Source organism: Microbacterium oxydans (genome assembly GCF_000956525.1).
Classification (GTDB): Bacteria; Actinomycetota; Actinomycetes; order Actinomycetales; family Microbacteriaceae; genus Microbacterium; species Microbacterium oxydans_A.
Genome location: NZ_JYIW01000026.1, coordinates 385,363 through 408,034, shown reverse-complemented (window position 1 = coordinate 408,034; position 22,672 = coordinate 385,363). Strand labels below are relative to the sequence as shown.

The window sequence follows — 22,672 nt, the reverse complement described above, 5'->3', positions numbered from 1 at the left end:
CGACGCCGCTCGTCGGATCCACCGCCGGGATGAGGTGCGCGTACCGCGATCGCAGTACACGAGTGTCTGCGGCAGTGCGACGCGGCAGGAGAGGCCGGACGGCACGCTGGAATCAGGACGCACAGCGCGTGCGTCGAGAGAGGTCGGCATGAAGAAGCCTGTCAAGAGAGTGCTCATCGCGCTCACGTCCGTCGTCGCTGTGATCGCAGTCGGGCTGGCGGCGACCACCGTCGGGAATGCGGTGGCCACCGCGGTCGAGCAGGACCGCATCGAACCGTACGGCCAGAAAGTCATGGTCGACGGGCACGAGATGAACGTCTCGATCACCGGCGACGGTCCGGAGGACATCGTGCTCCTGCCGGGGTTCGGCACCGCGTCGCCCGTGCTCGACTTCCAGCCGCTCGTCGACGACCTCGCGAAGGATCATCGTGTCATCGTGGTGGAGCCGTTCGGCTATGGACTCAGCGACGGCACGGACCGTGCCCGCACCACCGACAACATCGTGACCGAGACGCACGACGCCCTCCAGCAGCTCGGCATCGACGACTACGTGCTGATGGGCCATTCCATCGCCGGCATCTACGGCATCCAGTTCGCGAACCGGTACCCCGATGAGGTGCGGGCGTTCGTCGGCATCGACAGCAGTGTTCCGGGGCAGCCCGGCTCCGACACGGAGCTGCCGGTCGGGCTCTTCGGTGCTGCGAAGAAGCTCGGCTTGGTTCGGCTCATCGCGTCGTTCCGCGGCACGGGCTACGACGATGCCGTGTACCCCGCGCAGACGCAGGAGCAGATCGCCCTGCTCACGAACCGGAACACGCTGAGCCCGACGTATCTGAATGCGATGTCCCTGCTCAGCGCGAACTTCGAGGATGCCCTCGGCACGAGCTTCCCCGAAGACCTCCCGCTGCTGCTGTTCGTCGTGGCGAACAACCCGACCTACCCGACCTGGCTGGGGCTCCACGAAGAGCAGGCGGCTGCCGTCGACGATGGCACTGTCGTGCCGATCGACGGAGAGCACTACCTCCACCACGCTCACGCGCAGCAGATCGTCGACGACTTCCGCTCGTGGGAGCGCACGAGGATGCCCTCGGCGGAGTGACGGCGGGATCGGGTGAGGTCAGCGCCGGACGAGCTCACCCGACCCGGACCCCTGTAGCGTGAACGGATGGACAGAGCAGTCGCACGATGGATCCTGGCGATCGCGCTCGGCGCGATCGGGGTCAGTCACTTCCGCAGCACTCGCGGGTTCCGGGTGGTGGTCCCCGACTGGGCCACCCGCCTGACGCGACTCGACAAGGACGCGATCGTGATCGCCTCCGGTGCAGCTGAGGTCGCCCTCGCGGGAGGGCTTCTCGCACTGCCGAAGGAGCGACGCCGTCTCGGCTGGGCGACCGCGGCATTCTTCGTGGCCGTGATGCCCGGAAACGTCCACCAGTGGCAGACGAAGCGTTCGACGCCGGGACTCGACACGGACGCCCGGCGATTCGGCAGGCTGTTCCTGCAGCCGCTCCTGGTCGCCTGGGCGCTGTGGTCGACCGGCGGCGAGACGCCGCGCCGCCGGAACCGCCGCCGGCGCTGACGGACGAGCTCTGACCGTGAACTCGGAGAGAATGGTGCCATGACGTCCCGCTCACTCGTGTGGTTCCGCGATGATCTGCGCCTGGCCGACAACCCGGCGCTGCGAGCCGCCGTCGATCGGGGCGAGCCGGTCATCGCGCTGTACGTCCTCGACGAGGAGTCGGAGGGAATCCGTCCGCTCGGCGGCGCGGCGAGATGGTGGCTGCATCACTCACTGGCGTCGCTCGGCGAACGACTCCGCGAGCGGGGCGGTGCGCTCGTGCTTCGTCGGGGGCCCGCAGAACGCGTCGTGCGCGAAGCAGTGGCGGATGCCGACGCCGGTGCCGTGTTCTGGAACCGCCGCTACGGCGGTGCCGAACGCGAGATCGACGCGTCGCTGAAGTCGTCGCTCCGGGCCGACGGACTCGAGGTCGCGTCGTTCGCCGCCTCCCTCCTGCACGAGCCGTGGACGGTGACGACAGGCAGCGGCACGCACTATTCCGTCTTCACGCCGTTCTGGCGGGCCTGCCTCGCGCTCCCGGCCCCACGAGCGCCGCTGCCGGAACCTCGAACGATCGATGGCCCCGACCGGCTCCCGGCATCCGATTCCCTCGATGACTGGGAGCTGCTGCCGACCCGTCCGGATTGGGCCGGTGGTCTCCGCGAGACCTGGGAGCCCGGCGAACCGGCCGCGCGACGGCGCCTGCGACACTTCCTCGACGAGGACCTCGCGAACTACGACCGTGCTCGCGATGAGCCGTCTGCGGGAGCGACCTCGCTGCTGTCGCCGCACCTCCGGTGGGGTGAGATCAGCCCCTTCACGGTCTATGACGAGGCGGTCTCTGTCGATGGTGCCGGCGGGTTCCTGTCGGAGCTCGGCTGGCGCGAGTTCGCCTGGCACACGCTCTACCACTCCCCTGACCTCGCGACGCAGAACCTCCGCCGTGAGTACGACGCCTTCCCCTGGCCGCGCCTCCGGCCGACCGAACTCGCCTCGTGGCAGCGCGGCGATACCGGCATCCCCCTCGTGGACGCAGGGATGCGCGAGCTCTGGCACACCGGGTTCATGCACAATCGCGTGCGAATGGTCACTGCATCGTTCCTCGTGAAGAACCTGCTGATCGACTGGCGACAGGGCGAGCAGTGGTTCTGGGACACCCTGGTCGATGCCGACGGCGCCAGCAACCCCTTCAACTGGCAGTGGGTGGCGGGGTCGGGTGCCGACGCCGCACCGTATTTCCGGGTCTTCAACCCGGAGCTCCAGGCGAAGAAGTTCGACCCGCAGCGGCTCTACATCAACCAGTGGGCGGCGGATGCACCCGCCGAACCGATGGTCGATCTCGGTGAGACGCGCAAGGCGGCGCTCGCCGCATACGACGAGTTCAGGCGCGCCACCAGAACCTCCGACTGAAGCGTCCCTTCCGAAGCAGGGCGCTGACATGCGAATCCCCCTCACGCCAGCGTCGCGGCGTGAGGGGGATTCGAGCTTCGGCGGGTGGACGCGCACGTGGACACATCCCCATGCATCCCGCCGTCTCCCTCGGACGGCTCCGCGAGCGCGCGACCCGTCATTGGGAGTATTCAGCCCCCCGACTGAATTAGTCCATTCTCTCGAAGGATAGGTAGACGTGGGAATCGCTTGTCGGGCATCTACAGCTCCGCACCCACACCTTCTGAGGCCGTGTTGTACACATCCACAGACGCAGCAGGTCCGAGCCCGCTTCCCCGGATCCGCCAGCCGAAGCGGGACCGCCGTCAACCCCCTGCCTGGAGCGCGAACGCGAGCGTATCTTCGCCGGAACGACAGCGAAGGAGAACACGATGAGCGACCAGCAGAACACCCAGGGCACGCCCGGCGTCGACGAAGAGGCGGACACCGCTTCCGGTGGTGCTCCCGAGGAACCCGATCACGACACATCGGACGACAACGCCTCCGACCACACGACCGATGACGACGGTACGCCGGTGGAGAACCCGTCCGGCGGCTGATCAATCAGCCACTCGGGAGGACCCGATGCGAATGCGGCGCTGCCGCGGGCATCGGGTCCTTTCGCTGGAGTCAGCCGTGGCTGGCAGGCGCCAGCACTCCCGAGCGGACGCGGAACCACACGGTGAGCTCACGCAGTGCACGCAGTGCTCGCGCATCGGTGTCGCCGGCCTCGAGATCGGCGAAGGAGTCCCGGAACCCGGCCGGCGCCTCGACGCTCTGCAAGGTTCGGTACCCCATGGTCCAGTCCGCGAAGCGGCGGACGTCGAGCGGTTCCTCGAGAAGCACGCGCATGCCATGGTGGCGCTGGTCGCTGCGGATCGTCGCGGCAAGGCGCCTCACAGCGCGCGCTGGCCCCTCCAGCACCTGGATGAACCGCTCGTCGCGGTAGAGCAGCAACCCGGTGATGCCTTGTGCGATGTTGCGCTCCCGACTCTCCTCGAGCAGATGTGCGAGGGCGGTCTCTCTGAATGGGGCGGATGCCGTGCTCGTGTAGACGAGCGAGGTCAGCTGGTCGTTCTCCGCGGTCATCGCTGAACGGTGCCCATCATGCCCTCGTCGGTACCCGGAGCGGTCGTCGCGCCGGTACCTGACGAGACTGCGGCCGTCGCCTCGTCGAGAGTGACGAAGCTGCCGATCGCGTGAGACCGTGCGTCGAACGCGACGTAGCGTCCGTCCGACTGGCGATCGACGTAGCCGAGGAAGTCGCCGCCGCGACTCCCGACATGGAATCCTTCCTCGACGCACGCCCAGAGGACGTCGGAGGAGTGCGTGCCGGAATCGTTCACACGTTGACACTACGTCGCGAGGACGCAGAAGGGATGGCCCTTGCGCTGTGGGCCGTCCGTGTGCCAACGCGGCTATCTGGTGCTGATCGCACACGCAACCCCCAGGATGAACAGAGGGCAGGAGTGCGATGCTGGTTGCTCCGTGACGCGTGTCGGCTCGACCGACGCGTGCGCGGTCTGCGTTCTTCTCGACCGAATGGATTTCCGTGCCCGTACGTGTGAGTGTCGTCGTCCCTGTCTTCAATCCTGGGCCGACCTTCGATGAACTCATCGAGTCCTTCGATCAGCAGACCCTGTCCAAGACGGACTTCGAGGTGCTGCTGTGCGACGACGGCTCCGACGAGTCCACCCAGCGGCGCCTCGCCGACGTCGCGCGCAGCCGCGACTTCATCCACGTGATGAATCTCCCGCATTCGGGTTGGCCTGGCACGCCGCGCAACCACGGCATCGCCGAGGCTCGGGGAACATACGTGCAGTTCGTCGATCAGGACGATCGCCTGTTCCCGGGCGCGCTGGAGCACCTCTGCGATTACGCCGACCGGCACTCCTCCGACGTCATCATCGGCAAGGAGGTGGGCATCGGCCGTTCCCTCCCCCGTCAGATCTTCAGCCGTGACATCGCGCATGCCCAGCTCGGCAAGGATCCGATCCTGGAGATGCTCACGCCGCACAAGATGTTCCGCACCTCCTTCCTCCGCGACAACGACATCCACTTCCCGAACGGACGAGTCCGACTCGAGGACCATCTCTTCGTCATGGAGGCCTACTTCAAGGCGACTACGATCTCGGTGCTCGCGAGCGAGCCCTGCTACGCCTGGGTGAAGGAGCCGGGCAGCGCGAGTTCCCAGCGCATCGAGCCGGAGACCTACTTCCCGCATCTCGAGGCCGTGCTCGACCTCGTCGAGGCGAACACCGAACCCGGCAAGCTGCGAGATCGGCTGCTCCGGCACTGGCTGCGGGGGAAGATCCTGAAGCGTCTGACCGGGACGCAGATGCTGCGGTATCCGCAGGAGTACCGCGCACGATTCCTCGATGTGGTCGAGCCGCTCGTGCAACGACGGTTCGGTCCGGGCGTGGACGCGGGGCTCACCTTCCCGAACCGGATCCGCGCCGCGCTGCTCCGCGCCGACCGCCGCGACGATCTGCTGCGACTCGCAGAGTTCGAGACCGGGATCGACTGCCGTGCCACGGTCACGTCCGCCGCCTGGTCCCGCGGCGGCGGGCTTCACCTGACCATCCGTGTCAGCACGACGAGCGACGGTGCCGATGCGCTCGTCTTCGAGACCACGGGCGCTGAACCGAAGCAGCAGCTCTGGCAGGCGCCGGCGTGGCTCAGCGACCTGCCGCCGGCTGTGCTCGACGCGACTCGCGAGCTCCGAAGCGACACCGCGGAGCTCGTGGTCGAGGATCCTCAGAGCGGGCTGGCACATCGCTTCGCGGGTCGCCGCGGACCCGGTGGCGCCGAGTCCGTCCGGGTTGCGATCGATCCGTTGAAGATCTTCGGTGAGGCCGGGCACTCCCCGCGCGCGACGCTCGCGGTCCGCGTCCGACGTGCAGGCTGGTCCTTCGAGGTGCCGCTGACCGCCGACCCGTCGGTCCTCGCGCGTGCCGGCACATCGCCGTTGCTCGCCGGCCGTGATTGCAGACTCGTCGCTGGTGCGGACGGCGCAGTGACGATGCGCCGCGAAGGACCGGCCGGTGGCCTCAGAGACCTCGCGGGCCGCGCCGCTCGGCGAGCCCGGGCCCTCGCTCGGCGACGCTGATGCCACGGCGTCGCGCTCACTCCTGGACCGGCACGCCCGGACTATCGTGGTGCGCATGGGCACGCTGAACTATGGCGCGGGCACCGCACCGATCCACATCGAGGATCGCGCGCTCGCGCATCTGAAGGTCGTCATCGCCACCAAGCTGCGGCGGAACGAGAGTTTCACGGTGTCGTGGACGCACGCGGATGCGGAGAACCCAGGTCGGTCGACCATCTGGCTGCATCCGTCGATCCCGCTCCGCTTCACGTTCGAAGAATCGGAGCCGCCACAGCTGAACATGAGGTGGATCGAGCAATTGCTGCACTCGGCGAATTCGACCGGTGGCATCCAGCTCGTCGACGAGGTGCGTGAAGAGACTCCGGAGAGCTGACGAGCACCACCGGAATACGGGAGGACGATCAGAGCGTAGGGTGCTTCACATGGGAACACTCGAGTACAACAGCTCTCGGCCACCGATCGACATCGAGGATGTCACACTGGCGCACCTGAAGATCATCATCGGCACGAAGCTGCGTCGCCAGGAGAGCTTCATGATGACCTGGCTCCCCGACGACAAGAATCCGGCGGGCCGCTTGACTGCCTGGGTCCACCCGAGCATCCCGCTCATCCTCGCCTTCGACGACGCAACGATGCCCAAGATCGATCCCAAGCGGATCGCACGCATGATGGAGAGCCTCAACTCCGCCGGCGAACTCCTCATCGATCAGATGCAGTCGGCCTGACGCGGAATGGTGACCGCGGCGGGTCTGGGGAACCCGCTCGCGGCCACCTGTCGATGTTGCTGGGGACTCCATCGACCGGACCGCACATGCTGCAGCCCACAAGCAATGTATCGCGGTCCGCAGGGAAGAATACGGCCTTGACTTCGAGGCCGTCTTCCGCTCCGGATCGAACGGCACGGGCCGTTATCGCACCTCTCGCGCGTCGACAACCCCATTCATTCGATCTGGCCTTCGACATAGGTTCGACATGGCAGGTTGCCGCTGACTGCCGCGTTGGACGGCCGCCGCGGAGGGAAGGCCTGCACTGGCGGGCTGCCGCCACGGAGAAGGGTCCGTGGCGGCAGATCGCTGGCCCGTATGGGTCCTCAGGAGGCCTCGCGTCGTCGCTCCGCGAGATAGGCCAACCGGCGCAGGGTCTCGGTGTTGCGGAACTTCAGCAGCGGCGTCGTCAGGAAACGCGGGATCAGCGTTGCGAGCCCCTTCACGGGTTCCTCGTCGATGCGCACGACGCACCCGCCTTCGACTGTCCGGGCCCGAATGGTGACCTGCGCCTCACCGACCGGCCATCCTCGGGCGATCAGCACGAAGCGATCAGTGGGTGTCCACTCGACCGAGCGCGTTGTGTCGTCGAGGACGAGCGGCCACACGCCCACCGAGTGGTGCAGCTCGGCGCCCGGGTTCGGCCACTCCGGGTCGACAGCGCGCATCCGCGTCGCACCGACGACCCACACGGGGTACAGCCAGCCATCGGCCAGAACCCCGAACACATCCTCCGGTCGGCATCGCATGCGCCGTGAGTTCGTCGCCATCAGCTGTGCTCCGCGAACGGCTCGGGGTCATTCTGCGCGGTTTCGTGCATGAACTCCTGAACGTGCAGATTCATGGTTCGCCTCCGTTGACATGTGCATCTGGGGTGTGCGCTCATCATGCATCCCACGCTGGATATCCCCGCGGGCCTCGACGCGGGCAACGAAGCGACGTAGCATCCGCTGCCGACTCGGCTCTTCTGCGCAACTCCAGTCCGGTATCGGGCGATCGTGACCGATGCAAGCCCCCAGACAGCGCGTGCGAACGATGAGAACGTCGAACCCATGAAGATCGTTTCCTACGCGGGCCAGCAGTTGATCACCACCGACGACGTCGCAGAGGCACTCGTGCAGTTGGCGGCGAGCGTCGCGAGCGAAGGCACCTCCGAAGCGGTCCAGATCCCGATCCTCACCGATGGCAGGGAGGACTGCGCCGATCTCATCGTGGGCGTCGGCAACGACGTGCTCGTCGGCCCGAGGGCGTCCACCGCGGTCGACCCCGACTTCTCAGCGGATGCAGCCAGGCTTCGCGAGCATCCGCTCTTTCCTCGCAGCGGTCGAACGGTCTCGTACGAAGTCGAGCCACCGTTCGGCACCTGGGAACCGGACGGCGGTTTCGATCTTGCGACCTCCTCGCACTAGTGACCAAGTGGCGTGCGCCGCAAGCCCGTTGTCGCCTTCGTCGTGTCGTGACACCGTGCTGACATGCAAGAGACCCAGTTCGTGTTCTGGCGCACACCCGCGCCCGCCCTCCCGACGCAGCAGTCCCTCAGCTTCTCGCGCCCTGTCTGGATGCACAGCAGCGAATGGCTCGAACAACAGGGCGAGGGCTGGCAGGTGACCGGATACCAGATCGTCGGGTCGGATGCCGAGTCGGGAGACCTCGTCCTCTCCGTGATGATGGACAGAGAGATCACGATGATCGACCCGGCTCTCACCGACTAGCCCGCGGGTCGATTCCGGCGGCGTCCGGTGGGCACCTCACCTGAGAGCGCGACACGCAACGCTTCACGGTCGTCGCCGCGCCCGCACTCCCCCGGGCACGAAAAAACCCCCGGAGAACCGGGGGTTTGTCTGTGCGCGATACTGGGATCGAACCAGTGACCTCTTCCGTGTCAGGGAAGCGCGCTACCGCTGCGCCAATCGCGCCTATTCAGGCTATTCAGTTTGTCTGCGACGAGGTGGCGACGGGATTCGAACCCGTGTAAACGGCTTTGCAGGCCGGTGCCTAGCCGCTCGGCCACGCCACCGTGTGGATTGACCCCACGCACGGAGCGCCTTCCGAAGAAGACCCTCTGCACTCGAGCGGATGACGAGACTCGAACTCGCGACCCCAACCTTGGCAAGGTTGTGCGCTACCAACTGCGCTACATCCGCATTTTGTTTCCCGGTGTCCCGGGCACTCATGAAACATTAGCCGATGATCCGCCGGTCGCCAAACCGGAACGGAATCTCGCGCGTGTCTCCCGAACTGGTCAATGGGGCCGGTTCTCGTCCGGTAGTATCGGTTGTCGAGCCTCAGGGCTTAGGGCGATTGGCGCAGTTGGTAGCGCGCTTCCTTCACACGGAAGAGGTCATCGGTTCGAGTCCGGTATCGCCCACAGTCAGCCCCCGCATCGTCGGGGGCTTTTCTGTTCCCCCGGTCAGTCGACCACCGGGTCCGGCTCCCGTCCCGTCGCGACCGACTCCGGCACCTCGCCTGGTCGGTACCGTGGCAGCCTGCTGGCCGGCACGATCGCGAGCGCGCTCACCGCTGCAAGCACCAGCAGTCCGGTCTTCAGGGCGCTCAGTCGCGCCTCCTCGTTGACGATCACGGCGGCATCGATCTCAGCGGGCGTCGCGTCGGTCTGCTCGAGCACTTCCTTCAGCCGGTCATTGCTGACGAAGTTCGTGCGCTCGAGGTCCACCTGCGACACGAGACCCTGCGGGAGCTCAGGGTGGTCGACGAGGGCGGAGACGACGTTGACACTCAGGATGCCGACGAGCAGCGCCCCGGCGACGGCCGTGCCGACCGCTGATGCGAGGTTCTGCGTCGTCCCTCTGACCGACCCGACGTCTCCCGCGAGCGTCTTCGGAGAGGCCGTCACCAGCACGTTGAAGACGAGCGTGACGAGAGCGCCCTGTCCGACGCCGAACACGAACAGGCCGAGGATCGTCGGCAGCGTCTCCCAGTTGTTCGTCACGACGAACGAGAGCCAGACCAGCGCGATCGTGGTGAGTCCGAACGAGAACATCCCGATCGTGCGGGGCGAGAACCTCGGGTAGAAACGCACCACGAGCATCGCGGTGAAGAACACCGTCAGGTTGAACGGCAGCATCGCCATCGACGTGTCGAAGGGCGTGCGCCCCTGCACGATCTGGATGTAGAGCGGGATGCTGAAGTTCAGTGCCGCCTCGAGCGCGACGACGATGAACATGGCGTACACAGCCGCGCGCTCGCGCGACGACCCGAACACCGAGAGGCTGACCAGCGGCACCTTGCCGGCCTTCGTGCGTCGGCGCGTCCACAGGAAGAACAGCTGCACGAGCACCAGGCCGAGCACGATGAGCAGCGGGGCGGGCGAGAGGCCCAGCACCTCGAACGGAGCATCCGGTCGGGCGCTCAGCAACCCCCAACGATTGAGGTTGTTCACGCCGAGCGTGAGCGAGACGATACCGCCACCGATGAGGATCGCGGCGACGATGTCGATCTTGATCGCTGGATTGCCCGGCTCGCCGCGCAGCCGGAAGCTGAGGATGAACACCGCGATCGCCAGCAACAGGACGACGACGAACACCTGACGCCAGCCGACAAGGGTCGCGAGGGTGCCGCCGATGAGGAACGCGCTCACGCCGGCGAGTGCGCGCGCCGAGCCGAGCGAGCCGATCGCGGTCGCCTGCTGCGCGCCGCGATAGTTCTCGGCGATGAGCGCGACGAGCGAGGGCACGATGATCGCGGCGGAGGCGCCGGCGAGAGCCTGCGCGAGGATCACGAACTCCACGGTCTGCGCCGAGATCATCAGGACGGCGGATGCCGCGAACACCGCCACCACGACCCGGAACACGATCACCCAGCCCACGCGCTGACCGATCTTCGCGCCGACCATCACGAGGGCGGCGACCACGAGGCCGTAGGTGACGATCGCGGTGCTGATGTCGGTCGGCGGGACGCCGAAGGACTCGACCATCCCGCCCAGCGACACGGGCAGCGCAGACACGTTGTACGACATCAGAATCTGCGCGAGGAAGAGTCCGATCATCGGCACCCAGGAGGCGCGCACCTCCCCCGCGGTCGACGTCGGGGCTGCGGGATTGGATTCGGTGCTCATGCGCGTGCTCCTGCCGAGAAGTGCGAATCGGAGGCGAAGATGTTCAGGCCGAGCGAACGGGCGAGGTGCGCGGTCGCGATCTGTCCGCGCACGCTGTTGCCAGCAGCATCCAGCCGAGGGGCGTAGGCGCCGATCCCGACCTTGCCCGGCGCGACCGTGACGAGTCCGCCGGCGACTCCGGACTTGCCGGGAAGACCGATCTCGAACAGCCACTCCCCCGAGTTCTCGTACAGCCCGCTCGCCGCAAGGACCGCCAGGGTGTCCCGGCATACCTCGGCCGACACGACCCGCTCACCGGTGACCGGATTGACGCCGCCATCCGCGAGCGTCGAGCCCATCACCGCCAGATCCCTCGCATCCACGAGCAGCGAGCACTGTCGCGTGTACACGTCGACGACCTCTGCGGGGTCGTGCCGGATCCGTCCGTAGCTCTGCAGCAGCATCGCGATCGCCTGGTTCCGCTGATTCGTCTCCGACTCGGAGCGGTACACCTCGTCATCCAGCGTCAGCTCGCGTCCGGCGAATCGGGAGAGGCCCTCGTGCACCGTCGCCCACTTCTCGTCGGCATCACCCGGCAGCAGCGCTGTCGTGGCCAGCGCACCCGCGTTCACCATCGGGTTCATCGGATGTCCGTCGTTCAGTTCGATCGCGACCACCGAGTCGAACGCGAGCCCGGAGTTGTTCACGCCGACGATGTCGAACGCCTCCTCGTGGCCGACCTGCTCGCTCAGCAGCGCATAGACGAACGCCTTGGAGATCGACTGGATCGAGAACGGCGCGCGGGTGTCGCCGATCTCGTGCAGCCCGCCACGAACGTCTGCGATGCAGAGACCGAACGACGTCGGATCAGCGTCTGCGAGCGTCGGGATGTAGTCGGCGACCGTACCTTCTTCGTGCGCGAGCGCACGTGCGTGCGCGGCATCCAGCAGATCGTCGAGGCGCTCATCCGGCGGGACAGCACCGGTGGAGACCGTCTGTTCGATGTCGGAAACGTCCAGCTCGCTCGCCCGCATGGTGCTCAGCGTAGGCCTTCAGGTCACGCAGGCAACAGCGGTATATCGGTTGACGACCCCATCCCGGATGCGCGCTCAGTCCGCGGCCAGTTCTGCGACGAACGCACCGATCCTCCGCAGCCCCTCGACCAGCTCTTCTCGCGACGCGGCATACGACAGCCGCACGTGGGTGTCGGCGGTCGCTGTGGCGAAGTCTCGCCCAGGTGTGAGCGCCACGTGCGCGGACTCGAGCACGCGCTCGCAGAACGTCCATGCGTCAAGTCCGGTGCCGCTCACGTCGAAGTACACGTAGAACGCGCCGTCCGGGACCACGGGCACGCGCAGGCCGATGTGCTCGAGCCCATCGAGCACGATCTGCCGGCGGGCGGCGAGCTCGACGCGACGCTTCTCGCAGATCGCCAGCGACTCCGGCGTGAACGCTGCGAGTGCCGCCTGTTGCGCCGGCGCCGATGCCGAGAGGAAGTAGTTCACCGCGAGCCGCTCCACGGCCGGGACGAGCAGCTCTGGCAGGATCGCCCAGCCGAGACGCCAGCCCGTCATGCCGAAGTATTTCGAGAAGCTGCCGATCACGATCGCGTCCGGGTCGGTCGCGAGCACCGTGGCCGCGGGCGTGCCGTCCTCCGCCGGATCGGCCAGGTCGAGGTAGATCTCGTCGACGATCCGCCACGCCCCTCGATCGCGAGCGAGCTCGCAGATGGCGGTCAGTTCGGCGGGCGGGATGGACGCGCCGGTGGGGTTCGCCGGGCTGGCGATCATCACGGCGGAGGTGCGATCGGTCCACGCGGATGCCACCGAGGCCGCATCGAGCTGGTAACGATGCTCGGCGGTTGCGGGCATCGTCACGAGCGTGCCGCCGAAGCTCCGCACGAGCTCGCGATTGCACGGATACGAGGGGTCGGCGATGATCACCTCGTCGCCGGCCTCGGTCGTCGCCGCGGTCACCACCAGCAGCGCCGTCGATGCGCCCGAGGTGATCAGGATGCGGCCAGGATCCACGTCGACCCCGTGCTTCTCGCGATAGAACCCGGAGATCGCACTCCGCAGCACCGGAAGACCGAGCACCGCGGTGTAGGGCAGTGCGCGCCCGTCCATGACCTCGCGCATCGCCTCGCGAACCGCAGGCGGCGCCCCGAAGTCGGGCTCCCCGATCGAGAGGCGGACCACGTGATGGCCCTGCGCGGAGATCGCCGCTGCTCGCTCGCCGATGGCCATCGCGTGGAACGGCTCGGCATCGAGCGCACGTCGTGCGAGTTTCATCGGGTCTCCTGTCCGGGGTGCTGAGCGAGGACGATGGTCCGATGCGGTGCCCTCACCAGCCACGATGCCACGAGCGGCGACGATCTGTGCGGTCCTGCGTCAGGATTCGACCGCGCGGAACGTCCGAGGCCCGACGTAGCCTCTGCCCGTGACGAACACTGCGCGCCTCCCAGGGCCCTGCCATCTCTGCGGAGGGCTCCAGGGCATCCGGCTCGAGAGCGCCTGGCTGTGCGACGCATGCGGCTGGCGATACGGCGACGTGCCCGATGCCGACCTGCCGCTCCCCCGCGTCGATGTCGTCTACTACCTCCGCTACGACCGGCGCGTGAAGATCGGCACGAGCCGCAACCCGCGGCAACGGCTCCGCAGCATCCGCCATGATGAGCTGCTCGCGTTCGAGTCCGGGAATCGAATGCAGGAACAGCGCCGCCACCGGGAATTCGCCGACGTCCGCGAAGGCGGCGAATGGTTCACTCTCACGGGCGCGCTGCAGGCGCATGTCGCTGCGCTGCGCGCGGTGGGCGAACCCTGGCAGCTGTATGCGCGCTGGCTGAGCGAGGCGCTTCGCGGCTGATTCTCTCCCCGTCGGTGCTATCGCGGCCCGCGCCTCGGATGACTATCGTCGGAGGCGGGGCTTGTGGCACTGCAGCCGCGGAAGGGATCGTCATGGAGCATCTCGACACGATCGTGATCGGTGCCGGCGTCGCCGGCCTGAGTGCGGCCCGACTGCTGGCTGGCGCAGGACGCTCGGTCGTCGTCCTCGAGGCCAGAGACCGCATCGGCGGCCGCGTCACCACCGACCGCTCGCACGGCGCGACCGACCTCGGCGCATCCTGGATCCACGGGGTCATCGGGAGTCCGGTGGCGGATGCCGCAGCCGCCTTCGGCATGGAGACCATCGAGTTCACGGTCGGCGGCTACCAGGTCGACAGCCGGCCGATCGCGTACTACGGCCCGGATGCCCGTCGGTTGACCGAGGACGAGGCACGCGCCTTCGCGGCGGACGTGCACGCCATCGACGCCGCGCTCGCCGAGACGATCGGGGCGTCGGATGCCGACGCCTCGTACCGGGATGTCACCGAGACCGCACTCGCGCGCCAGTCGTGGGATGCAGAGCGCGCTCAGCGGGTGCGGGAGTATCTCGAGCACCGCTCCGAGGAGCAGTACGGTGCGTGGATCGAGGAGCTTGCCGCCCACGGCCTCGACGACGACTCGATCGACGGCGACGAGGTCGTGTTCCCTGATGGATACGACCGAATGCCCGCGCACCTCGCGGACGGACTCGACGTGCGCCTCGAGCACACGGTGACGGGCATCGATTGGTCCGACGGCATCGTGGTGCGCACACCGCACGGCACGTTCACCGCCGACTCGGCCGTGCTGACCGTCCCGGTCGGCGTCCTGAAATCCGGCGCGCTCGAGATCGATCCGCCGCTCCCAGAGGTCAACGCCCGCGCGCTCAGCAGGCTCGAGATGAACGCCTTCGAGAAGGTCTTCCTGCGTTTCCCGACCCGCTTCTGGGACGAAGGCGTCTACGCGATCCGCCAGCAGGGACCGGAGTCGCGCTGGTGGCATTCCTGGTACGACCTCACCGCGCTGCATGACGAACCGACGCTGCTCACGTTCGCCGCCGGCCCAGCCGCGATCGCCACACGCGACTGGGACGACGACCGCGTCGCCGAGTCCGTGCTTGACCAGCTCCGTCGTCTCTACGGCGATGCCGTCCCAGCGCCGACGCACGTCACCCGCACCGCATGGCAGGATGACCCCTACTCGCACGGCGCCTACGCCTACATGACCCTCGGAGCCACCACAGCCGACCACGACGACCTGGCCACCCCGATCGGCGGCGACGCAGGCACCGGAGCACTGCACATCGCCGGTGAGGCCACCTGGACCGACGACCCAGCCACCGTCCCTGCTGCCATGTGCTCCGGTCAACGCGCGGCATCCCGCGTCATCGGCACGGACCTGCCGATCGAGCGACTCTGGACCGAAGGCTGACATCTCCCGACCCCGGACATGGCGAAGCGCCCCTCCCGTCCGGAAGAGGCGCTTCGAGTCAACGAGTCAGGCGCGTGCTGTGCGCGGGGTGCTCGCAGGCTGCGGCTTCGAGAAGATCACGACGATGATCACTGTGATGCCGACGACGACGTGCGGGAGCCAGACATTCAGCGCTTCGCCCGAGAAGCCGAAGATCCACGGCGACAGGGCGAGGAAGAGGCTCGCGACGATGTCGAACACGAGGTGGACGGGCATCGGGATGAATCCGAAGGGGCCCCACTCGTACTTGGTGAACAGGCTGTAGACGATCAGGCCGACGCCCAGCACGATCGGGATGATGACAGCGGCTCCGCCGACGCTCGAGAACCCGAAGAGCCAGGGCGCGGCGATCAGGGCGATGCCGACCAGGTAGTCGAGAATTCCGTGGACCTTGGTGGGGATGAAACGCATGATTCCTCCTAGTGTGGCGCCGCTCTGCGCGACTCACAGCTAGTTCGAAGCACCCACCCGAATGGATTGCGCGAGTCCGACGGAGTCACCGCCGAACAGTTCCCGCCCCGCTCCCAGGCCGCACTGCTACGGTGAGGCTGTCGGCATCTTGCCGACGTCAGGGAAGACTTCTTGTCGACCAACGGGCCCATCTCTCGGCCATTTCGTTCTCCGTCGCCTCCTCTGTGTCGACCTGAGGAGCGTCATGCCCGTCTCATCCATCCCTTCGTTCAGCGCGTCCGCGAACGACTGGGCCGCACCGATCGAGCTGCCCCTCGGTACGAGCGCCATCGTCTACTGCGAGGGTCAGTTCGGCGAGCAGGACGGCAAGACCGCCAACGGTCTCGTCCGCCACTCGGAGAAGTACTCGATCCTCAGCGTCATCGACACCACGCACGCAGGCGCTGACGCCGGCATGGTCCTCGACGGCGCCAGCAACGGCATCCCGATCCTCAACGGCCTCGCCTCAGCCATCGCGCATGCCGGATTCGTGCCCGACTACCTGATCTGCGGCGTCGCGCCGGCCGACGGACTGCTCTCGGCCGATCAGCGGACCGTGCTGCTCGACGGCATCGCCCGAGGCATGCACATCATCAACGGGCTCCACGAGTTCCTGACCGACGACGCCGAGTTCGTCGCTGCCAGCCTGCTCGCAGGCGTCACGATCACCGATGTCCGTCGTCCGAAGGACAAGAAGGATCTGCACCTGTTCTCCGGACGCATCTTCGACGTCACCTGCCCGCGGATCACGATCCTCGGCACCGACGGAGCGATCGGCAAGCGCACCACGTCGACGCTGCTCGTGCGCGCACTGAACGAACGCGGCATCCACGCCGTCATGGTCGGCACAGGTCAGACGACGATCATCCAGGGCGGCAAGTACGGCGTCGCTCTCGACGCACTCGTTCCCCAGTTCTGCTCCGGCGAGGTCGAGAACCAGGTCGTCGCAGCCTTCGAGGGTGAAGATCCCGACGTAATCATCGTCGAGGGTCAGGGCGCGCTCAGCCACCCGGCGTACATCACCTCGGCGCACATCCTCCGCGGCAGCCAGCCCGCCGGCGTCATCGTGCAGCACGCACCCGGTCGGAAGGTGCTCGGCGACTTCCCGATGGTCGCGATGCCGACCGTCGTCAGTGAGATCGCGCTGATCGAGGCGTTCGCGGACACGCGCGTGATCGGCGTCACCGTCAACCACGAGAACCTGTCGACCGAGCAGCTCGCTGCCGCGATCGACGAGATCGAGCTCGAGACCGGGCTCCCGGCCACGGACCCCCTGACCCGCCCGCTCGACGAGCTCGTCGAGATGGTGCTGCAGGCGTTCCCGACGCTCAACCCGCGGCAGACCACCCGTAGCGCCGCGTGAGCGCGGCACTGACCCGGTCGTAGCGGCGACGATCCAGGACTGCGGCCTCGCGCCGCAGTCCTTGTTCGTGCACGCTGTAGAGCTGTTCGATGTCGACCCAGGACTCGCGTCCCTGCGAGTCCCAGTCGCCGGCGCCGATCGAGAGGTAGTCGCGGTCCCCGTCGTGCGGCTTGCTCGTCATCCGCACCGCGTAGACGCGGTCTGCCGATGCACGTCCGATCACCAGCACGGGGCGGTCCTTGCCCCGTCCGTCGTTCTCCTCGTAGGGCACCCAGGTCCAGATGACTTCGCCGGCATCCGGAGCCCCGTCGCGAGCAGGGGCGTATTGGATGCGCACGGAGGTGATGCGGGCCGGATCGATGCGCACGGTCGCAGTTCCTCGGTCGGCCCCGCCGACCGGTGGAATGCCCGCCTCGCGCTCGGCCGCAGTGCGCACACGCGCAGTCGGGCGCCTCGGACCTGGTGTGGTCCGAGACGCCCGATCTTGCCCCAGCGCCGAGCGCAGGATGTCCGCGAGAGTTGCGAGGATGCCGCGCGAAGAAGTCACACGGTCACCCTAACCGCCGCTCAGGCGTCTGCGAGTGCGTAGCCCTCTTCGCCGTGCACGACCTGGTCGACACCGGCGATCTCGTCCTCGTTCGTGACGCGGAAGCCGATCGTCTTCTGGATCGCGAAGCCGATGATGAAGGCGACCACGAAGGAGTAGATCAGGACGCCGAGTGCGGCGATCACCTGGACCGCGAGCTGACGTGCGTCACCGCCGACGAACAGGCCGGAGTCGGTGGCGAAGAAGCCCAGGTACAGGGTTCCGATCAGACCGCCGACGAGGTGGATGCCGACCACGTCGAGCGAGTCGTCGAAGCCGAGCCGGAACTTCAGCTCGATCGCGAGTGCGCAGACGACACCGGCGAGTGCGCCGAGCAGCAGGGCCCAGCCGGGCGTCAGGTTGGCGCATGCCGGGGTGATCGCGACGAGTCCAGCGACCGCACCGGATGCGGCGCCGACCGAGGTGGGCTTGCCGTCCTTGATCTTCTCGACCAGGATCCAGCCGAGGATGGCCGCAGCCGTCGCACCGAGCGTGTTGATGCCGATGAGTCCGACGCCGCCCATGTCCTCTGCGAGCCACTCAGCACCCGCGTTGAAGCCGAACCAGCCGAACCACAGCAGCGCGGCACCGAGGAGCGTCAGCGGCACGTTGTGCGGCTTGAGGATGCCCTTCTGGAAGCCGATGCGCTTGCCGAGGACCAGCGCGAGTGCCAGAGCCGCTGCACCTGCGTTGATGTGGACTGCGGTACCACCGGCGTAGTCGATCACGCCGATCCCGCTGTCCTCACCGAAGAGCGTGGTGCCGAGGTTCATGATCCAACCGCCACCCCAGACCCATGCGGCGACCGGGAAGTAGCCGACGGTCGCGAAGACGCCGGCGAAGATCAGCCAGCTGCCGAACTTCGCGCGGTCCGCGATTGCGCCGGAGATCAGGGCGACCGTGATGATCGCGAACGTGGCGCCGTAGGCGACACCGAGCAGGGCGACGTTCGATCCCTCACCAGAGGCGAGGCTCGAGAGGCCGATGTCGGCGAACGGGTTGCCGGCGAAGGCGGTCGGGCTGTCGACGGCGCTCATGGAGAAGCCGAAGAGAATCCACAGCACGGCGACAAGGCCGATCGAGCCGAAGCTCATCATCATCATGCTGACGACGCTCTTCGCCTTGACGAGACCGCCGTAGAAGAAGGCGACGCCAGGCGTCATGAGCAGTACCAACGCTGTCGCGGTGATCGCCCACGAGATGTTGCCGGGAGCATCCATAGGAAAACCTCACATCCGAAGTAATTGAGAGCTTCAGTGTGACGACGCACCGTTTCGTGGAAGCGTGAGGTTTGTTTCCCCGTTGTTACAGGAGGCCCCTGGGTGTGAACATCGCGTTACACGGGTCTTCAGGCTTGCGCAGAATGTGTCAAAGCGTTGAGGCGAGAGATGGCGCGCAGGTACTTCTTGCGGTACCCGCCGGCCAGCATCTCGTCCGAGAAGACCGAGTCCAGGCTGAGCCCGGTGGCGCTCACCGGGATCTGCGCGTCGTACACGCGGTCGACGAATGCGACGAGTCGCAGCGCCTCGGACTGGTCGGTCAGCTGGTGGACGCCACGGAGTCCGACGAGGCCGATCCCGTCGATCAGCCGGATGTACCGGGAGGGGTGCACCTGCGCGAGATGGCGGACGAGATCATCGAAGGCGTCATCGGATGCTGTGCCGTCCACGCCGGCGCCGGCGATGGCGTCGGTGTACGCGTCGTCGTCGAGCACGACGGCGTGACCGTCGAGCGCACGCTGACGGAAGTCGACGCCGTCGATGCGCAGCGTCTGGAACCGATCGGACATCGCGTGGATCTCGCGGAGGAAGTCCTGCGCGGCGAAGCGTCCCTCACCCAGGGCGTTCGGTGGCGTGTTGGACGTCGCCGCCAGCTTGGTGCCCGTCGGGACCAGCTCGCCGAGCAGGCGCGTCATCACCATGGTGTCGCCCGGATCATCGAGCTCGAACTCGTCGATGCAGAGGAGATCGGCGCCCTTGAGCAGGTCGACCGTGTTCTTGTAGCCGAGTGCGCCGACCAGTGCCGTGTACTCGATGAACGAGCCGAAGTACTTCCGGCGGGCTGGCATCGCGTGGTAGATCGAGGCCAGGAGGTGCGTCTTGCCGACGCCGAACCCGCCATCGAGGTAGACGCCCGGCTTGGCGTCCGGCTCCTTCTTCGCTCGGCTGAACAGTCCGCCGCGCTTGACCGGCGCGCCGCGCCCGGCGAAGCGCATGAGCGTCTCCTTCGCCTCCTCCTGCGAGGGGTACGCGGGGTCAGCGCGGTAGCTGTCGAAGGTCGCGCCATCGAACTGCGGCGGCGGCACCAGGCTCGCGAGCATCTCCGCACCGCTGACGGTGGGCTGGCGCTCGGTCAGGTGCACGACGCCCGTGCGGGAATGCGTATCGGTCATCACAGTCCTGGATTGGGTGCTCACCTGTGTCGAAGTCTTACGAATCGGGTGCAGGCAGCACAGCAGCGATCTATCGTCGAAGGGACGGCTCAACATTACGCCGTCTGCACCGCACCATCGTCCGCTCACCCCTGGAGGAGATCCCTGTGGCCATCGAGTTCGATTCGTCTTCACCCAAGTTCGCCGAGTACTCCGAACCTGGCCGCCTGGTCACCACCGAGTGGCTCGCAGCGCACCTCGACACGCCCGGTCTGGTGGTCGTCGAGTCCGATGAAGACGTGCTCCTCTACGAGACCGGCCACATTCCCGGCGCTGTGAAGGTCGACTGGCACACCGAGCTGAACGACCCGGTGGTGCGCGACTACGTCGACGGCGAGGGCTTCGCCGAGCTGCTCAGCCGCAAGGGCATCGCGCGCGACGACACCGTGGTGATCTACGGCGACAAGAACAACTGGTGGGCGGCGTACGCGCTGTGGGTGTTCTCCCTCTTCGGCCACGAAGACGTCCGTCTGCTCGACGGCGGCCGCGACCGCTGGATTTCCGAGGGCCGCGAGATCACCCGTGCGGCCACGAACCGACCGGCGACCGAGTACCCGATCGTCGAGCGTGACGACTCCGTCATCCGCGCCTACAAGGACGATGTGCTCGCGCACATCGGCAGCCCGCTGATCGACGTGCGCTCCCCCGAGGAGTACAGCGGTGAGCGCACGACCGCCCCCGCGTACCCGGAGGAGGGCACGCTGCGGGCCGGCCACATCCCGACCGCGCAGAGCGTGCCGTGGGCCAAGGCCGTCGCCGAGGACGGCGGCTTCAAGAGCCGGGCAGAGCTCGATGCGATCTACCGCGAGGGCGCCGGTCTCGAAGACGGCGACGACGTCGTCGCCTACTGCCGCATCGGCGAGCGGTCCAGCCATACCTGGTTCGTGCTCAAGCACCTGCTCGGCTTCGAGAACGTGCGCAACTACGACGGCTCCTGGACCGAGTGGGGCAGCGCGGTGCGCGTGCCGATCGTCACCGGCGCCGAGCCCGGCGCCGTCTGAGCGTGGAACAATGTCAGGGATGAGCACCACGGACGTCCCTGACACCCTCGCCGAGATCCGCGACGCGTTCCTCGAGACGCCGGAGCCGGACCGTCTGCTGCTCCTGCTGGAGTTCGCCGACGAGCTGCCTCCGGTGTCCGACGAGGTGGCGAACCATCCGGAGATGTGCGAGCGCGTCGCCGAGTGCCAGTCCCCCGTCTACATCTACGTCGAGGTCATCGACGACATCGTGACGATGCATGCCACCGCTCCGGCCGAGGCACCGACGACGCGCGGTTTCGCCAGCATCCTCGTGCAGGGGATCTCCGGCCTCACAGCCGATGAGGTCCTTGCGATCCCCGACGACTACCCGCAGTCCATCGGGCTCACGAAGTCGGTCTCCCCGTTGCGCATCGGCGGCATGACCGGCATGCTGATGCGCGCGAAGAAGCAGGTCAGGCAGAAGCGCTGAATCCCTGCTCCTGCAGCCAGCCGGTGATCGCCGTGGTCCAGCCGGTCTGATCGTAGTTCCAGAGCTTGGTGTGGCGTGCGCCAGTGAATCGCGGCATCGTCACGAGATCGGGGCGCGCCTCTGCGAGGGCGTGCGAGGCATCAGCCGGCACGAACCCGTCGTCCTCGCTGTGCAGGATCAGGATCGGGACGGCGAGCTCGCCGGCACGCGAGACCATGTCGAGGCGGTCGAAATGGATCGCGTCCTCGGCACCGCTCATGCGCGCGGTGAACGGGACGGAGAGCGCCCCCATGGCCAGATCCGGCAATGGCGCGTGCATTCCGGCCTTGTTCGCCTGGAAGCGCAGCACCGTGCGCCAGTCGACCACCGGCGACTCCAGGATCATCCCCGCGATGCGGTCTCGATTCCCCGAGTTGACGGCGGTCTGCAGCGCCACCGCTCCACCCATCGACCAGCCCATCAGCAGCACCCGCTCGGCGCCGTGTCGAAGCGCGTACGCGATCGCCGCATCGACGTCGCGCCACTCGGCGGCGCCGAGCGAATAGGCGCCACCTCGGCTGCGCGGAGCCTCACCGTCGTTGCGATACGAGACCACGAGCGACGGCAGCCCCGCGGCGTGCAGGACGGGGACTGCACGAAGGCACTCGGCGCGGGTCGCCCCGCGTCCGTGCACCTGGATCACCCAGGTCGATGACTCCGCAGGGAAGAACCACGCGGGGCACGGACCCGCCGGCGAGCCGATCAGCACGTTCTGCGACGGCAGGTGCAGCTCGGACGGCGAGGAGTAGTACCAGCCGCTGAAGCGCGCAGCGCGGTCGACGTGGGCGCCGGGCTCGATCTGCGTCAGGAGCTTGCGCCGCACACTCGTCGCGTCGGCACTGAGCACCGCCCCGAGCTTCACGTAGCCGGAGGTGCCGGTGGTGAACAGCCCGTATCGGCCAGGAAGCTCGGTGTCGAGCGTGCGTCCGAGCTCGATGGTCTGCGCGCCGGTGTCGATCGCGATGATCTCGGCATCCGTGGACCCTCGCACCGGCGTGACGACGCGTCTCGCCACCCGGAGGACGATGTACGCGAACACACCCCCGAGGGCGAACAGCGCGGGGACAAGGAGTGCAACGGCGTGCCTGAGACTCTTCATCGCCT

General features: G+C 67.4%; 25 protein-coding genes and 4 tRNA genes. 15 read left to right on the top strand and 14 right to left on the bottom strand.

The features are described 5' to 3' along the window. The first annotated feature begins 148 nt into the window (after positions 1-148). From RS83_RS14580 to RS83_RS19015, 4 genes are all read left to right on the top strand, one after another. On the top strand, positions 149-1,099 hold the full coding sequence (locus RS83_RS14580; RefSeq protein WP_045280223.1) for an alpha/beta fold hydrolase: 951 nt from the start codon (positions 149-151) through the stop codon (positions 1,097-1,099). Between the two features lie 66 nt (positions 1,100-1,165). After that, positions 1,166-1,579, top strand: coding sequence for a membrane protein (locus RS83_RS14575; RefSeq protein ID WP_045280222.1), 414 nt, complete (start codon positions 1,166-1,168; stop codon positions 1,577-1,579). 39 nt (positions 1,580-1,618) lie between these two features. Next, entirely contained in the window at positions 1,619-2,968 is a 1,350-nt protein-coding gene (locus tag RS83_RS14570) for a cryptochrome/photolyase family protein (protein ID WP_045280221.1), read from the top strand. Between the two features lie 410 nt (positions 2,969-3,378). Beyond that, positions 3,379-3,546 (top strand): hypothetical protein, encoded by a 168-nt coding sequence (locus tag RS83_RS19015; RefSeq protein ID WP_197072140.1) that lies wholly within the window; start codon positions 3,379-3,381, stop codon positions 3,544-3,546. A gap of 70 nt (positions 3,547-3,616) precedes the next feature. Here RS83_RS19015 and RS83_RS14565 read toward each other — a convergent pair whose 3' ends face one another. Then, positions 3,617-4,075 carry a BLUF domain-containing protein gene (locus RS83_RS14565; RefSeq protein ID WP_045280220.1) on the bottom strand — a complete coding sequence of 153 codons (459 nt, stop codon included), beginning with the start codon at positions 4,073-4,075 and terminating at the stop codon, positions 3,617-3,619. Next, a complete protein-coding gene (locus tag RS83_RS14560) occupies positions 4,072-4,332 on the bottom strand; it encodes a hypothetical protein (protein ID WP_045280219.1) in 261 nt (86 codons plus the stop codon). Before RS83_RS14560 ends, RS83_RS14565 begins: the two co-directional genes overlap by 4 nt. Positions 4,333-4,538: 206 nt before the next feature. On the opposite strand from RS83_RS14560, the gene RS83_RS18385 reads away from it, so the two are divergent. From RS83_RS18385 to RS83_RS14545, 3 genes are read left to right on the top strand one after another with little or no spacing between them, the layout of a single operon-like run. Continuing rightward, entirely contained in the window at positions 4,539-6,095 is a 1,557-nt protein-coding gene (locus RS83_RS18385) for a glycosyltransferase family 2 protein (RefSeq protein WP_197072139.1), read from the top strand. Between the two features lie 55 nt (positions 6,096-6,150). Then, positions 6,151-6,468 carry a hypothetical protein gene (locus tag RS83_RS14550; RefSeq protein ID WP_045280865.1) on the top strand — a complete coding sequence of 106 codons (318 nt, stop codon included), beginning with the start codon at positions 6,151-6,153 and terminating at the stop codon, positions 6,466-6,468. A 49-nt stretch (positions 6,469-6,517) separates the two neighbouring features. Then, the gene (locus RS83_RS14545; RefSeq protein ID WP_045280218.1) at positions 6,518-6,820 is read left to right on the top strand and encodes a hypothetical protein; all 303 of its coding nucleotides are present in this window, start codon (positions 6,518-6,520) and stop codon (positions 6,818-6,820) included. 365 nt (positions 6,821-7,185) lie between these two features. On the opposite strand, the gene RS83_RS14540 is transcribed toward RS83_RS14545, so the two are convergent. Further along, a complete protein-coding gene (locus tag RS83_RS14540; protein ID WP_045280217.1) occupies positions 7,186-7,629 on the bottom strand; it encodes an SRPBCC family protein in 444 nt (147 codons plus the stop codon). A 282-nt stretch (positions 7,630-7,911) separates the two neighbouring features. On the opposite strand from RS83_RS14540, the gene RS83_RS14535 reads away from it, so the two are divergent. Further along, a complete protein-coding gene (locus RS83_RS14535; RefSeq protein WP_045280216.1) occupies positions 7,912-8,268 on the top strand; it encodes a hypothetical protein in 357 nt (118 codons plus the stop codon). A gap of 63 nt (positions 8,269-8,331) precedes the next feature. Next, on the top strand, positions 8,332-8,571 hold the full coding sequence (locus RS83_RS14530; RefSeq protein ID WP_045280215.1) for a hypothetical protein: 240 nt from the start codon (positions 8,332-8,334) through the stop codon (positions 8,569-8,571). A 132-nt stretch (positions 8,572-8,703) separates the two neighbouring features. Here the strand turns inward: RS83_RS14530 and RS83_RS14525 are convergent. From RS83_RS14525 to RS83_RS14515, 3 genes are all read right to left on the bottom strand, one after another. Continuing rightward, a tRNA-Val gene (locus RS83_RS14525) sits at positions 8,704-8,775 on the bottom strand. A 30-nt stretch (positions 8,776-8,805) separates the two neighbouring features. Continuing rightward, positions 8,806-8,876 (bottom strand) — tRNA-Cys (locus tag RS83_RS14520). Positions 8,877-8,930: 54 nt separating this feature from the next. Continuing rightward, positions 8,931-9,003: transfer RNA gene (locus tag RS83_RS14515), tRNA-Gly, on the bottom strand. 151 nt (positions 9,004-9,154) lie between these two features. Between RS83_RS14515 and RS83_RS14510 the strand changes: the two genes are divergently transcribed. Beyond that, a tRNA-Val gene (locus RS83_RS14510) sits at positions 9,155-9,227 on the top strand. A gap of 42 nt (positions 9,228-9,269) precedes the next feature. Here the strand turns inward: RS83_RS14510 and RS83_RS14505 are convergent. From RS83_RS14505 to RS83_RS14495, 3 genes are all read right to left on the bottom strand, one after another. Then, positions 9,270-10,934: an MFS transporter gene (locus RS83_RS14505; RefSeq protein WP_045280214.1), complete on the bottom strand. Its 1,665-nt coding sequence runs from the start codon at positions 10,932-10,934 to the stop codon at positions 9,270-9,272. After that, positions 10,931-11,947, bottom strand: coding sequence for a glutaminase A (gene glsA, locus RS83_RS14500; protein WP_045280213.1), 1,017 nt, complete (start codon positions 11,945-11,947; stop codon positions 10,931-10,933). Before glsA ends, RS83_RS14505 begins: the two co-directional genes overlap by 4 nt. 75 nt (positions 11,948-12,022) lie before the next feature. After that, on the bottom strand, positions 12,023-13,204 hold the full coding sequence (locus tag RS83_RS14495) for an aminotransferase class I/II-fold pyridoxal phosphate-dependent enzyme (RefSeq protein ID WP_045280212.1): 1,182 nt from the start codon (positions 13,202-13,204) through the stop codon (positions 12,023-12,025). A 148-nt stretch (positions 13,205-13,352) separates the two neighbouring features. Between RS83_RS14495 and RS83_RS14490 the strand changes: the two genes are divergently transcribed. Both RS83_RS14490 and RS83_RS14485 read left to right on the top strand, forming a co-directional pair. Further along, complete coding sequence (locus RS83_RS14490) at positions 13,353-13,778, top strand: GIY-YIG nuclease family protein (protein WP_045280211.1); 426 nt, start codon at positions 13,353-13,355, stop codon at positions 13,776-13,778. Between the two features lie 92 nt (positions 13,779-13,870). Continuing rightward, positions 13,871-15,208 (top strand): flavin monoamine oxidase family protein, encoded by a 1,338-nt coding sequence (locus RS83_RS14485; RefSeq protein WP_045280210.1) that lies wholly within the window; start codon positions 13,871-13,873, stop codon positions 15,206-15,208. Between the two features lie 66 nt (positions 15,209-15,274). Here RS83_RS14485 and RS83_RS14480 read toward each other — a convergent pair whose 3' ends face one another. Then, positions 15,275-15,658, bottom strand: a complete 384-nt coding sequence (locus RS83_RS14480; RefSeq protein WP_045280209.1) for an SPW repeat domain-containing protein — start codon at positions 15,656-15,658, stop codon at positions 15,275-15,277. A 244-nt stretch (positions 15,659-15,902) separates the two neighbouring features. Here RS83_RS14480 and RS83_RS14475 point away from each other — a divergent pair, with 244 nt between their 5' ends. Further along, positions 15,903-17,060, top strand: a complete 1,158-nt coding sequence (locus RS83_RS14475; protein WP_082071680.1) for a DUF1611 domain-containing protein — start codon at positions 15,903-15,905, stop codon at positions 17,058-17,060. On the opposite strand, the gene RS83_RS14470 is transcribed toward RS83_RS14475, so the two are convergent. The 3 genes from RS83_RS14470 to zapE all read right to left on the bottom strand — a co-directional run bounded on the left by RS83_RS14470 (position 17,026) and on the right by zapE (position 20,038). Then, the gene (locus RS83_RS14470) at positions 17,026-17,607 is read right to left on the bottom strand and encodes a type II toxin-antitoxin system PemK/MazF family toxin (protein WP_082071679.1); all 582 of its coding nucleotides are present in this window, start codon (positions 17,605-17,607) and stop codon (positions 17,026-17,028) included. The two genes, RS83_RS14475 and RS83_RS14470, sit on opposite strands and share 35 nt — an antisense overlap. Positions 17,608-17,627: 20 nt before the next feature. After that, on the bottom strand, positions 17,628-18,866 hold the full coding sequence (locus tag RS83_RS14465) for an ammonium transporter (RefSeq protein WP_045280208.1): 1,239 nt from the start codon (positions 18,864-18,866) through the stop codon (positions 17,628-17,630). A gap of 128 nt (positions 18,867-18,994) precedes the next feature. Beyond that, the gene (zapE, locus tag RS83_RS14460; protein WP_045280207.1) at positions 18,995-20,038 is read right to left on the bottom strand and encodes a cell division protein ZapE; all 1,044 of its coding nucleotides are present in this window, start codon (positions 20,036-20,038) and stop codon (positions 18,995-18,997) included. 146 nt (positions 20,039-20,184) lie between these two features. Between zapE and RS83_RS14455 the strand changes: the two genes are divergently transcribed. Beyond that, entirely contained in the window at positions 20,185-21,078 is an 894-nt protein-coding gene (locus tag RS83_RS14455) for a sulfurtransferase (protein WP_045280206.1), read from the top strand. Between the two features lie 19 nt (positions 21,079-21,097). Then, positions 21,098-21,529, top strand: a complete 432-nt coding sequence (locus tag RS83_RS14450) for a SufE family protein (protein WP_045280205.1) — start codon at positions 21,098-21,100, stop codon at positions 21,527-21,529. Here the strand turns inward: RS83_RS14450 and RS83_RS14445 are convergent. Further along, entirely contained in the window at positions 21,513-22,667 is a 1,155-nt protein-coding gene (locus RS83_RS14445; RefSeq protein WP_045280204.1) for an alpha/beta hydrolase family protein, read from the bottom strand. The two genes, RS83_RS14450 and RS83_RS14445, sit on opposite strands and share 17 nt — an antisense overlap. Positions 22,668-22,672: the final 5 nt, after the last annotated feature.